The 11913-nt window shown below is 31.5% G+C and carries 13 protein-coding genes; 6 read left to right on the forward strand and 7 right to left on the reverse strand.

What is annotated here, in order from left to right; all coding sequences use genetic code 11:
* Nucleotides 1–95: 95 nt before the first annotated feature.
* Nucleotides 96–629 carry a peptide-methionine (S)-S-oxide reductase MsrA gene (gene msrA, locus ASD98_RS22560; protein ID WP_056209210.1) on the reverse strand — a complete coding sequence of 178 codons (534 nt, stop codon included), beginning with the start codon at nt 627–629 and terminating at the stop codon, nt 96–98.
* A 185-nt stretch (nt 630–814) separates the two neighbouring features.
* On the opposite strand from msrA, the gene ASD98_RS22565 reads away from it, so the two are divergent.
* On the forward strand, nt 815–2302 hold the full coding sequence (locus ASD98_RS22565) for an aminotransferase class V-fold PLP-dependent enzyme (protein ID WP_056209215.1): 1488 nt from the start codon (nt 815–817) through the stop codon (nt 2300–2302).
* A gap of 263 nt (nt 2303–2565) precedes the next feature.
* Here the strand turns inward: ASD98_RS22565 and ASD98_RS22570 are convergent, their stop codons facing one another.
* Genes ASD98_RS22570 through ASD98_RS22590 form a run of 5 tightly spaced genes read right to left on the reverse strand, consistent with a single transcriptional unit; the run spans nt 2566 to nt 5461 of the window.
* Nucleotides 2566–3036: a nuclear transport factor 2 family protein gene (locus ASD98_RS22570; RefSeq protein ID WP_056209219.1), complete on the reverse strand. Its 471-nt coding sequence runs from the start codon at nt 3034–3036 to the stop codon at nt 2566–2568.
* A gap of 52 nt (nt 3037–3088) precedes the next feature.
* On the reverse strand, nt 3089–3601 hold the full coding sequence (locus ASD98_RS22575; protein WP_242412154.1) for a hypothetical protein: 513 nt from the start codon (nt 3599–3601) through the stop codon (nt 3089–3091).
* 23 nt (nt 3602–3624) lie between these two features.
* Entirely contained in the window at nt 3625–4101 is a 477-nt protein-coding gene (locus ASD98_RS22580; protein ID WP_056209823.1) for a hypothetical protein, read from the reverse strand.
* Between the two features lie 6 nt (nt 4102–4107).
* Nucleotides 4108–4785 (reverse strand): peptidoglycan DD-metalloendopeptidase family protein, encoded by a 678-nt coding sequence (locus ASD98_RS22585; protein WP_056209224.1) that lies wholly within the window; start codon nt 4783–4785, stop codon nt 4108–4110.
* Nucleotides 4786–4795: 10 nt separating this feature from the next.
* Complete coding sequence (locus tag ASD98_RS22590; protein WP_056209226.1) at nt 4796–5461, reverse strand: spermidine synthase; 666 nt, start codon at nt 5459–5461, stop codon at nt 4796–4798.
* Between the two features lie 66 nt (nt 5462–5527).
* Between ASD98_RS22590 and ASD98_RS22595 the strand changes: the two genes are divergently transcribed.
* Nucleotides 5528–6079 carry a 1-acyl-sn-glycerol-3-phosphate acyltransferase gene (locus ASD98_RS22595; RefSeq protein ID WP_056209229.1) on the forward strand — a complete coding sequence of 184 codons (552 nt, stop codon included), beginning with the start codon at nt 5528–5530 and terminating at the stop codon, nt 6077–6079.
* A gap of 83 nt (nt 6080–6162) precedes the next feature.
* Here the strand turns inward: ASD98_RS22595 and ASD98_RS22600 are convergent, their stop codons facing one another.
* On the reverse strand, nt 6163–6621 hold the full coding sequence (locus tag ASD98_RS22600) for a helix-turn-helix transcriptional regulator (RefSeq protein ID WP_056209232.1): 459 nt from the start codon (nt 6619–6621) through the stop codon (nt 6163–6165).
* A 312-nt stretch (nt 6622–6933) separates the two neighbouring features.
* Here ASD98_RS22600 and ASD98_RS22605 point away from each other — a divergent pair, with 312 nt between their 5' ends.
* The 4 genes from ASD98_RS22605 to ASD98_RS22620 all read left to right on the forward strand — a co-directional run bounded on the left by ASD98_RS22605 (nt 6934) and on the right by ASD98_RS22620 (nt 11870).
* Entirely contained in the window at nt 6934–8088 is a 1155-nt protein-coding gene (locus ASD98_RS22605; RefSeq protein ID WP_056209235.1) for a M14 metallopeptidase family protein, read from the forward strand.
* Nucleotides 8089–8165: 77 nt separating this feature from the next.
* Nucleotides 8166–8645: an Lrp/AsnC family transcriptional regulator gene (locus ASD98_RS22610; RefSeq protein WP_007805990.1), complete on the forward strand. Its 480-nt coding sequence runs from the start codon at nt 8166–8168 to the stop codon at nt 8643–8645.
* A 93-nt stretch (nt 8646–8738) separates the two neighbouring features.
* Nucleotides 8739–11324, forward strand: a complete 2586-nt coding sequence (locus ASD98_RS22615; RefSeq protein WP_056209238.1) for a phosphoenolpyruvate carboxylase — start codon at nt 8739–8741, stop codon at nt 11322–11324.
* 30 nt (nt 11325–11354) lie between these two features.
* Nucleotides 11355–11870: a DinB family protein gene (locus tag ASD98_RS22620; RefSeq protein ID WP_056209240.1), complete on the forward strand. Its 516-nt coding sequence runs from the start codon at nt 11355–11357 to the stop codon at nt 11868–11870.
* The last annotated feature ends 43 nt before the right edge of the window (nt 11871–11913 follow it).

The following is an 11913-nucleotide window of genomic DNA, read 5'->3' on the forward strand; positions in this document are numbered from 1 at the left end:
AAATTAAACGGATTTTTTTAAATCTGTGTCTATCTTTATTACAATCAAAAAAAGAGAAATCCTTTTAATCCATGAAATCTGTGGACTAAATTTTTTTAGCTGATCAATTTATCAGCATACATTTTTTTAAGTTTTTGAACTTTCGGGTCGATTACAAGCTGGCAATATCTTGCTTCCTGATTGTTGTTGTAATAATCCTGATGATAATCTTCGGCTTCATAAAAGACTTCAAAAGGTTTTAACTGCGTTACAATTGGATCAGTATAAACCGTCTGTACTTCTTCAAAAACCTGTTCTGCGATTTTTTTTTGCAATTCATTATGATACAAAACGATTGAGCGATATTGTGTTCCGTTGTCACCACCCTGACGATTTAAGGTTGTTGGATCGTGGCTTGTCATGAAAACAGTTAGTAAATCATGGTATGAAATTATGTCAGAGTCAAAAGTAACCTGAATAACTTCTGCATGACCAGTTCGTCCTGTGCATACTTCGCGGTATGCAGGATTCTTTATAAAACCATCTGAAAAGCCAGATTTTATTGTTTCAACACCTTTTAAACGCTGAATTACAGCTTCTACACACCAAAAACATCCACCACCAAAAGTGGCTGTTGATAAATTTTTCATAAATGTAAAAATAGCTTAAAGTTTATATGCCCTATTAACCTGATAGAATATTGTGATAATTTATCTAAAAAATAGCTGTTAAACTAAAGATATTAAAAGTTTTCTTAAAGTTTGAAGTTTAGAATTGATAAATTCTCAATTTTAGAAAAAAGCAATATATTTGCAGTTAAACACAGGCACAACAAATGAACACCAAAAATAGTACCATCAGTCTAGAAACTTATTTTCAGGATTTTAGGCAGCATATCGTTGGCATAGATCAGGAATTTATGTCACCTTTTGGCAAAAAAAATATTGTTTATACCGATTGGACTGCCAGCGGTAGGCTGTACAGACCAATTGAGGAAAAACTATTGAATCAATTTGGACCGTTTGTTGCTAATACGCATACTGAAACTACTGTGTCAGGTACTGCCATGACAAAGGCATATCATCATGCCAGACATATTATTAAGCGTCATACAAATGCAAATGAAGATGATGTTTTAATTACTGACGGAACCGGTATGACTGGCGTTATTAATAAATTCCAGCGTATTTTAGGTTTAAAAATTCCTGAAAACCTTAAAAATTTCACCAACGTTCCTGCAGAAAAGAAACCTATTGTTTTTATCTCTCACATGGAACATCACTCTAATCAAACTTCATGGTTAGAAACTATTGCAGATGTTGAAATTATTCCGTCTTGCGAAAAAGGGCTGTTTTGTCTGGATAACTTAGAATTGTTATTGCAGAAATACAGCGACAGAACTATAAAAATTGCATCGATTACTTCCTGCTCAAATGTTACGGGTATAAAGACACCTTTTCATGATGCAGCAAAATTAATGCACCAATATAACGGTGTTTGCTTTGTTGATTTTGCCTGTTCAGGTCCTTATGTCGAAATTGATATGCATCCTGCAGATTCTGAATCTTATCTGGATGCAATTTTCTTTTCTCCGCATAAATTTCTTGGCGGTCCGGGAACTTCGGGAGTTTTGATTTTCAATAAGAAATTATATAATAATATGATTCCGGATTGTCCTGGTGGAGGAACGGTTAGCTGGACAAATCCTTGGGGCGAACATAAATATATTGATAATATTGAGGATCGTGAAGATGGTGGAACTCCGGGGTTTCTTCAGGTTATTAAAACTGCTTTGGCTATTGAGCTGAAGGAAGAAATGGGAATTGAAAACATTTTACAGCGTGAACACGAAATTGTTGATTTTGTTTTTAGTCAGTTAGATCCTGTTGAAAATATTAAGATTTTAGCTGGTCAGCATAAAAACCGTTTGGGTGTAATTTCATTTTTTATTGAGGATTTACATTTTAATTTAGGTGTAAAATTATTGAATGACAAATTTGGAGTTCAGACTCGCGGCGGATGCAGTTGTGCCGGAACTTATGGACATTATTTATTACATGTAGACCAAGAAACTTCTAATAAACTGGTTAATGAAATTACAATTGGGGATTTAATTAAAAAACCGGGATGGATTAGAATGTCAATTCACCCTACTACAACAGATGAAGAAATTGCTTTTGTTTGTGATAGTATTATAGATTTAGCTAAAAACCATAAAACCTGGGCTTTGGAATATTCTTATAATAAAGATACTAATGAATTTGTTCATAAAAATGCAACTTCATTTGAAGATGAATTAGTGAAGAACTGGTTTAAATCTTAATTTTTTTTGATGCTTTTGATTTAATCGTAAAGTAGCTAAGTTTTTAAGGTCTCAAAGTTTGGTTTGAGAATATCAATTATAAAAAGTAAGCCCGACGATTTTTAAAACTGTCGGGCTTATTGTTTTTATGAAATAGTATTTTTCTGGTTTAGCCCCGATAGAAGTGAAAATCCTTTTGTGTCTCGTTTTTTGAACGAGATGCAAAAGATTGAAACGGATAGCGGGACTTTAGGTCATGAAAAACCTGATTTTTCTGCTTCTAATTATTTAGATTCCTGAAATTTTTTAAGGGAAAGTAAAGCTTGTTCCTGAATTTTTTTATGAAAAAATCCCGTCCAACCTAATAAATATCCGGTTGTGCCAAAGGCTTGTTTTGACCATTTCCAAACATCAAAATTGTCTGTATGTTTGATAATCAGGCCATCCTGAAAAACAAATTCGGCCGAAATTCTATTTATTACATTACGATTTGTTTTGCTGAAATTATAAGCTGCTACCCATTTTGCAGAGCCGGTAAATTCATCCGCTTTTACGTCAAAGAATTCAATTTTAAGATTTCCTTTGCTTCGTATAATCAGCATTTCCCACATTTTCGAAACTTGTTCTTCTTTTAATAAACCAAATGCCGGATCAATAAAATGTATTTTTGGATGATAACATTCAGCCATCGTTTTAAAATCAGAATTGGCAAAAGCAGTATAGAACTTTGTAATTAAAGCTTCGTTGGGAGTCATAAATTTGGAAATTAGGTTATAAATATAAGGTTTATTTTATAAAATATTTTGTTTATAAAACACTAATTTCTTTTGCGGTGTCGTAACTCTTCTTCGATTTATCGTAAGCCGTTGAAAAATAATTCTTTTTGTTATGTGCAGTAAAATATCCGGTTTCGTTTCCAAAAGTATTTGAACCTCCGTTTATGATAAATCGAACGGCGTAAATATCATTTTTTTTAAGTTTGGCAAATTCAGCAGGAGTAAAGTAATAGTACGAAGTTGTTTTTCCATCGGTAGATTCCTTTACGTTTTTGTCTACGCAGGCAATAACATCGGCATTAGCCAAATCTACATAAAGGCCTCCGGCAATTCTCGCTTTATCATTTGAAGTAGCAATTGTAATTTTTAAAATGCCGCCTTTATCTGTTTTTGCAATCTGAATGTTAGCTTCGCCCGTAAAAGCATATTTTTCGCAGATAAAAGTATATTCCTGCGTTGCCGGAAAAGCCTGAGATCCTTTTACACTCATTGCTTGCTGAGCATTTGCAAAGATTGAAATAAACAGTAATAAAAGAAGAGGCATTTTTAATTTCATATATAGTTACTTTATTGTTCGGCTACTTTTGCATCAAACTTTTCATCCCAATCCATTGATTTAATCGCTGAAATTAAATTTTCTTCATTTACAAAAATGCGTAATTCCTTGTTTGCCACTTTTTTACTGTATAAAGCGTGATAGCGGTAAATTACTTCTTGTTTTGTTTTGTAAACGCCGTCTAATTTTAAATCAATAAAACTTCCATAATATTGTCTAAATCTGGTACAGGTTTTAGTCAATCGTTCTTCGGTCGTGTTTTCTCTAACAGACGGAGTAACTTCGGTTTCATTAAAAGGTTTAAACTTTGATGTATTACAGGTTTCTAAAACTCTTTTGCCTAATTCATATGCTTTTCTTTGCTGCTCTGAACTAATATCGGCATTAGAAACTTTTTTAATTTTTAAATCTTCCGTATCTCTACTAACAGTTTTCGATTTACATCCAATTAATAACAACAAACATATAATCAATCCCGCTTTCTTCATAATCATTTAAGTTATTTTTAATAATAAGTTTGGGTCGGGACAATTTTCTATATAAAAATTTAAATCATTTGTGTTGCAGACACCGGGATAATCGCCCCATTTGTCTCCTAAGTTTTTTATAATCTGAAAGTGAACATGAGGTGCATAATCTCCGTTAACAGTTGAATTTCCTAAAGCTCCAATTTGTTCGCCTTTCTTAAAAATTGCCCCAACAGTAAGGTTTTCTATACTTTCTAACGATAAATGTCCGTATAAAGTATAAAACTTCTCCTTTTCTACTTCATGTTCTAATATTATGGTAGGACCGTAGTCTCCTAAACCTTCGTTGTTTTGAAAACTGTGAACCTTTCCATCAAGCGGAGCTAAAACTGCTGTTTCAACTTTTGCCCATAAGTCTAGACCAATGTGTATATTTCGTTCAGGAACAGAATCATTTTTAAAAATCGTGCTTCTTTTATATAAGTTACGGCCTTCAATATAACCGCCATATGCAACTTCGGCATTGTTATCTGACAGATATCCAAAAATAAAACGCTCAAAATCTGTAGACGTTTCGGGCTTGGTTTTGACTAAATCGGTATTGGTTACAGATAAATCTAAAGGAAGGTATTTTGAAAAATCAATAGAGGCATCAATGACTTTAGTAGGTGGTAAGGCTTTTAATATAGATACAAGGGATTTCATAAAATTAAATTTAGGCTACTTTTTCGATTATTATTAATTCATTATGAACTTCTATGCGGGGCAGCATTTTTGAAGTAAATAATTGTGCGTTTATTTCGGTAATATATTTTCTGTTTCGAACATTATGCGCTTCATCAAGAATCATGGTATTAAATAAAATGAAGCCCTGATTTTTGAGGAGAAAACAAACTCGTTCGCTAAAAAACTTTTCGAACAAAAAGTTTGGCATATTAGTATCTTCAAAAATATCAATAATTATTAAATCGTAGCGGTCTTTTGTTTTTAAAACAAATTCAAACGCATCATCAATGATAATTTCTAGCTGCTTTATCTCATTTAGATTAAAATACTGATTTGCAATTTGAATCATATCAGGATCGATTTCAACTCCGGTAATTTTACCTTTATAGTTAATTTCGTCAACAAGGGTTTTGATTACGCTTCCGCCGGCAACACCAAGAACCAGAATATGATCCATTTCTAGTACCTTGTCGTAACCAATATTTCGAAGGCCGTACCTTAATATGCGCTGCAAGCTTCCGTAAGAGTAATTTGTGTTTTCAGAATCTAAAACCAACTCTCCATTTGCCCAGGTAACTTCAATTACTTTACTTCGGGTCGATTTTTTTTTGAAGATTTTAATTGGATATAAATAACTGAATAGTTTTTGGATCATTTTGTAATGCTTTTACTCAAAAATACCATTTTAAATCTTTTATTTTGCAAGAAATATTAAATTTTAATGAAGAAAAGACTATACAAATTCATCTTTTTTAAGCTAATGGGCTGGAAGATAGTAGGAATAGAAAATGCTGAAGTGAAGAAATGTATATTAATGGTTATGCCGCATACCAGTAATCATGATTTTTATATTGGTCTATTTACCCGTGGCATTTCTGGCTTGCAGATGAATTGGGTTGGAAAGAAAGAATTATTCAAATTTCCGTTTGGTTATTATTTTAGAAATGTTGGTGGTGAACCGCTTGATCGTACAGGTGGATTAAATAAAGTAGATTCAATCGCTGCCATATTTGACCGTAAAGAAGTTTTTCGTTTGGCGGTTGCCCCCGAAGGAACACGAAAAGGTGTTACCGAAATTAAAACCGGATTTTATTATATAGCGCTTAAAGCGAATGTGCCAACTGTTCCTGTAGCTTTTGACTGGGGTAAGAAAGAGGTAAATTTAGGAAAGCCATTTTATCCTACAGGAAATTACGAGGCGGATTGGGAAATTTTAAAACAACATTATAAAGGTGTTTTAGGAAAAATTCCTGAAAACGGAATTCAGATTTAAATTATCGATTTTTTTTCAGATTCGTGAGAATCCCTTAAATGAAAATTATTTTTGAAAATTTTCAAATAAACGAATTTTTCGAATTAAGGTATATATGCCTTAAAAGTTCCGTTTTTGTAGAAAATTACAATTTTCTCAATTTCATCTTCTTCAAAACTTAAATTTGATTTTTTAGTTTCGATAAAATTTTTAACTGGCGATTTATTTTCATTGTCATTTACTGGACTAAATAAATCTTCTCGAGAATAATTTTCATTTGGTGAAGTAGGGAAGTCTGGATTTGTATTTTGAAAATTTGAGACAGTTTCATTTTCTGATTTTGGAAAATTTCCTTTACCAATTAAAATCCAATATAAATCTACTTCCGGAAATACATCCAAAATTTTCATGACAAAATCAAGACTTGGCTTGTTTCTTCCAGAGAGAAGGTGAGACATACTAGAACGCTGCACTCCAATTTTATCTGCAAAAGAAGAGGCATTTAGTCCATAATAATCAAGTATAATTTCCAGTCTTTTTACAAAATCATCGATGTTTACCATTGTAAACTATAGTTTAAATTACACATGTTTACAAATGTAACTAAAAAGATTGGATAATACAATTTTACAGTTGTAAATCGTTTAAATTAAATGTTTATTGCGTAATTTTTACTTTATATAATAACATTTAAGTTATTGAGATATAAATAATTAATGTTTTAAACTTAAAGTAATAACAATTGTTAACTGCATTTTGCCTGAATGTTTAAAAACAATTAATAAAAGTGTTTACATTTCTAAACTTCTATCTTTTTTTATTGTTTACAATTGTAAAAATAAAGATGTTTACTTTTGTAAACTAATCAAAACACAATGAATTTAGAAGAATTATTTAACCAATACAAAGAGCAGTCAATCGAAGGAAGATATCTAACTTTAGATCATATTCAACCTTTATTAGACAAACTAAATACTAATAATCAAGTTAAGGTTATTGGAAAATCAGTTTTAGGAGAACCTATATATAGTTACGAAATTGGAACAGGAGAAACACGTATCTATTTGTGGTCTCAAATGCATGGAAACGAAAGCACTACAACAAAAGCACTTTTTGATTTTATAAACGTATTGAACAGTAAATCTGATTTTGCTGAAAAAATGCTCTCTACATTTACATTTTATGCTATTCCAATTTTAAACCCTGACGGTGCAAGGCTTTATACACGTGAAAATGCAAATAAAATTGACTTAAATCGTGATTCTCAAAACCTGACACAGCCTGAAAGCAATGTTTTAAGAGAAGTTTTTGAAACCTTTAAACCTCATTATTGCTTTAATCTGCACGATCAGCGTACTATTTTTGGTGCTGGCGATACAGGTAAGCCTGCAACTGTTTCTTTTTTAGCTCCATCCTATAATGAAGAAAGAGAAGTAAATGAAAACAGGCAAAAAGCGATCAATTTAATTGCCGGAATTAACGACGAATTACAAAAATATATCCCCGGACAAGTAGGAAGATTTGATGATTCATTCAATATAAACTGTATAGGAGATACTTTTCAGTTTTTAGGAGTGCCGACTATATTATTTGAAGCCGGTCATTTTCCTAACGATTACGAGAGGGAGATTACTAGAAAATACATATTTTTCTCACTAATTTCAAGCTTCAAACTCATAAGCGAAAACGATTTAGTCGTCAATAGAATTTCTGATTATTTGAATATTTCACAAAATAAAGTCGTTTTTTATGATTTTATGTATAAAAATATCAAAATAAATTATGATGGTATCGAAATTATTACGAATTTTGTCGCACAATACAAAGAAGAATTGATTGAAAATAAGATTCATTTTAATGCTTATATAGTAGAAGCAGGCGAATTGGAAAATTATTTTGGTCATTATGAATACGACGGAAATGAAGCTGTTTATTCTGATGATTATTTTAATATTCCGAAAATGAACCAAAAAGCAGATTTTTATTTAAATAAAAATACTAAATTTGTTAACGGGTTGATAAAAAGTTAATTTTTATGTGAATTTGTTGTTTTTTATATATATTTTTATACTTTGTAATAGCAATTAGTAATATTAATTAAAGAATTATGAGTAAATTTCGTTTAGATGAAGTAGATCACCAGATTTTAGATATGTTAATAGACAATACGAGAGTTCCGTTTACTGACATTGCAAAAAAACTATTGATTTCTGCTGGTACAGTACACGTTAGAGTAAAAAAGATGGAGGATGCCGGTATCATCATGGGGTCTTCATTAGCCTTAGATTACGATAAATTAGGTTATTCATTTATTGCTTATGTTGGGGTATTCCTTAATAATACATCACAAACCAAATTTGTATTAGAGCGTATCAATCAAATTCCATTCGTAACAGTTGCTTCTGTAACGACAGGAAAATTTAACATCTTTTGCAAAATTAGAGCAAAAGACACTAAACACGCAAAAGAAGTTATTTTCATGATTGATGATATCGAGGGTGTTTACAGAACTGAAACTATGATTTCATTAGAAGAAAGTATTAACGATAAGAAGCGTTTGATGCATACTATTTTCAAAAATATGTAACAATTCCTCTTGAATGCTATATTAAAATATAACCTCAAGTTTATTCTTGGGGTTTTTTTATGACCAATTAACCAACCAACTATAAAAGAATTTATGTACACGTTGCCAAAAATAGAACGTTTTAATAAAGACGTTCTCTCTAAATACCACATTTACAATAGTGTTTTCATAACATTACCATTTGATTCTATAGATAATACAGGAGTTTTACTCCCATTATTTACAGAAACTTGCGAAACGGGATTTAAAAAGCAAGAAACACCAAAAGAAATTTTTGATTTCTTTTCAAGCAAGTTTCTGAATAATGCTTCAGAAACAGAGAAAATCGATTTAATGTTTCGATTTATCCAATATATAGAACGCCAGATTGTGTTGTTTGACGCTATCGAAGATGCTGCTTTTCCAGAAGTTAATAATATGGAAGGAAGAGGATCTTTGCGTGATATCAAAGAAAAATCAGATGCAAAAGAAAAAGATGACGAGTTAGTTAATTTTTTAGAAAATTTCAATGTTCGCACGGTTTTAACGGCGCACCCAACCCAGTTTTATCCTGGACCGGTTTTAGGAATTATAAACGATTTGACCGAAGCAATTCGCCAAAACGATTTATTGCAAATCAAACAATTATTGGCGCAGCTGGGAAAAACACCTTTTATTCAGCATGAAAAACCAAATCCTTACGACGAAGCTGTAAGTTTAATTTGGTATCTTGAAAATGTATTTTATGCTACCGCGGGCGAAATTGTACATTATCTTCAAAAAAATCTTCATGATGGAAATCCAATTCAGAATCAATTGATAAAATTGGGATTCTGGCCGGGAGGTGATCGTGACGGAAATCCATTTGTTACAACAGAGATTACACTTAAAGTTGCAGATCGATTGCGAACTTCGATTTTAAAGTGTTATTATGTTGAAATGAGAAACTTAAAAAGAAAGCTAACTTTCTCTGGTGTAGACACTTTAGTATCTGAACTTGAACATAAACTTTACCGTTCAGTATTTTATTCTAAAGGTGAAATTTTTATCACTTTAGATGAATTATTGACACAGCTTAATAAAATTAGGACTATAATTATCGAAAAACATCAGTCGTTATATTTAGACGATTTAGAAGCACTTTTGGTAAAAATCAATTTATTCGGATTCCATTTTGCGACTTTAGATATTCGTCAGAACAGTAAAATTCATAATGCCGTTTTTAAAGATGTCGTGAATTATTACTTAAATTCAGGTTCGGATACTTTTCCAAAGAATTACTATGAATTGACAGAAGATCAAAAAATCGATGTTTTATCAAAAATAAAAGGAAATTTAAATCCTGCTGATTTTGAAAATGAAATTACAAGATCGACTTTAGAATCTGTTCAGGCAATAAAAACCATCCAGGAAAATAATGGGGAAGAAGGAGCGAATCGTTATATTATTAGTAATAACGAAAGTGCCTTAAACGTAATGGAAACTTTTGCGATGATTCGTTTGAATAATTGGGAAAATCCAACTGTTGATATAATTCCGCTTTTTGAATCTGTGGATGATTTACAAAATGCTCATCAAATTATGGAGCAATTGTACACAAACCCTGAATATTCTAAGCATTTAAAATCAAGAGGAAACGAACAGACTATTATGCTTGGTTTCTCTGACGGTACAAAAGACGGCGGTTATTTAATGGCTAACTGGAGTATTTATCAGGCTAAAATTTCGTTGACTGAAATTTCAAGAAAATACGGAATTAAAGCTATTTTCTTTGACGGTCGAGGTGGACCTCCTGCGCGTGGCGGTGGTAAAACACACAAATTTTACGCTTCTTTGGGGCCAAAAATTGAAAACAAAGAAATTCAGATCACGGTTCAGGGACAGACAATCAGTTCTAATTTTGGAACTTTAGATTCTTGTCGTTTTAATATTGAAAATTTATTAAGTGCAGGTGTAACTAATCAGGTTTTTGGTAAAGAAAAGAATGAGTTAACTCCAGAGGAAACTCAAATTTTAAATCAATTAGCTGATTTAGGGTACGATAAATATTTAAGTTTTAAGAATCATCCAAAGTTTATTCCGTATTTGGAAAAAATGAGTACGTTGAAATATTATTCTAAAACTAATATTGGAAGCCGACCTTCGAAAAGAAGTAAATCTGAATCTTTAGATTTTGCTGATTTAAGAGCAATTCCGTTTGTGGGATCTTGGAGTCAGTTAAAACAAAATGTACCTGGATTTTTTGGAGTAGGAACTGCTTTGAAACATTTTGAAGAATCAGGACAATGGGATAAAGTAAGTGATTTATACCACAATTCATTATTCTTTAAAACATTGCTCGAAAACAGTATGATGTCATTGGCAAAATCATTTTTACCATTAACAGCCTACATGAGAAAAGATCCTGAGTTTGGTGAATTCTGGCAGATTATCTATGATGAATTCTCTGAAACAAAACGTCTTTTATTGAAAATTGCAGGTCATAAAACCTTAATGGAAAATTATCCTGATGGTATAGCATCAATTCAAATAAGAGAGCGTATTGTACTACCATTGTTAACAATACAGCAATATGCATTGTTAAAAATAAATGAATTAAACAAAGAAAATTCAACTAATGAGGAGCTTATCAAAGTATACGAAAAAATTGTAACAAGATCTCTTTTTGGTAATACTAACGCAAGTAGAAATTCAGCTTAATCGCAATTTATAAACTTTAAAATTATAAAAATGATTGCAAGTCAGTTACTGGAAAATGAATATTCAGGGCATTTTGGTACTTATATCAGAGAAGCCGGAGATGGAAAATTAATTGAAGAATTAGAAATTTCTCTTCATGATTTTATCCGATTTGTTCAGGATATTCCAATGGATAAATTTGATTATAGTTATGCGGAAGGGAAGTGGACAATAAAAGATATTATTCAGCATATTATAGATACCGAGCGTATTTTTGCATATCGCGCTTTGAGATTTTCAAGAAATGACAAAACGCCTTTGCCTAGTTTTGAAGAAGATGATTATGCAAATAATACAGAATCAAATAAAAGAAGTATTCAGGATTTATTAACTGAACTTTCTGCTCTAAGACATTCAACTTTATTATTTTACAAAAGTTTGTCTGAAGATCAGCTTAAAAGAATTGGAACTGCTTCGAATAACCCAACTTCTGTTCGAGCATTAGGTTTTGTTATAATTGGTCATCAAAAACATCATCAAAAGGTTTTTGAAGAAAGATATTTGTAGAATAAAAATGAATAAAAAAAACCTGTGAAGTTTATTCACAGGT

Source organism: Flavobacterium sp. Root186, from assembly GCF_001428525.1.
Lineage (GTDB): Bacteria > Bacteroidota > Bacteroidia > Flavobacteriales > Flavobacteriaceae > Flavobacterium.

Excerpts from the sequence above, each read along its gene's own strand:
- msrA (WP_056209210.1), bottom strand. The coding sequence starts at position 629 with ATGAAAAATTTATCAACAGCCACTTTTGGTGGTGGATGTTTTTGGTGT.
- ASD98_RS22565 (WP_056209215.1), top strand. The coding sequence starts at position 815 with ATGAACACCAAAAATAGTACCATCAGTCTAGAAACTTATTTTCAGGAT.
- ASD98_RS22570 (WP_056209219.1), bottom strand. The coding sequence starts at position 3,036 with ATGACTCCCAACGAAGCTTTAATTACAAAGTTCTATACTGCTTTTGCC.
- ASD98_RS22575 (WP_242412154.1), bottom strand. The coding sequence starts at position 3,601 with ATGCCTCTTCTTTTATTACTGTTTATTTCAATCTTTGCAAATGCTCAG.
- ASD98_RS22580 (WP_056209823.1), bottom strand. The coding sequence starts at position 4,101 with ATGAAGAAAGCGGGATTGATTATATGTTTGTTGTTATTAATTGGATGT.
- ASD98_RS22585 (WP_056209224.1), bottom strand. The coding sequence starts at position 4,785 with ATGAAATCCCTTGTATCTATATTAAAAGCCTTACCACCTACTAAAGTC.
- ASD98_RS22590 (WP_056209226.1), bottom strand. The coding sequence starts at position 5,461 with ATGATCCAAAAACTATTCAGTTATTTATATCCAATTAAAATCTTCAAA.
- ASD98_RS22595 (WP_056209229.1), top strand. The coding sequence starts at position 5,528 with ATGAAGAAAAGACTATACAAATTCATCTTTTTTAAGCTAATGGGCTGG.
- ASD98_RS22600 (WP_056209232.1), bottom strand. The coding sequence starts at position 6,621 with ATGGTAAACATCGATGATTTTGTAAAAAGACTGGAAATTATACTTGAT.
- ASD98_RS22605 (WP_056209235.1), top strand. The coding sequence starts at position 6,934 with ATGAATTTAGAAGAATTATTTAACCAATACAAAGAGCAGTCAATCGAA.
- ASD98_RS22610 (WP_007805990.1), top strand. The coding sequence starts at position 8,166 with ATGAGTAAATTTCGTTTAGATGAAGTAGATCACCAGATTTTAGATATG.
- ASD98_RS22615 (WP_056209238.1), top strand. The coding sequence starts at position 8,739 with ATGTACACGTTGCCAAAAATAGAACGTTTTAATAAAGACGTTCTCTCT.
- ASD98_RS22620 (WP_056209240.1), top strand. The coding sequence starts at position 11,355 with ATGATTGCAAGTCAGTTACTGGAAAATGAATATTCAGGGCATTTTGGT.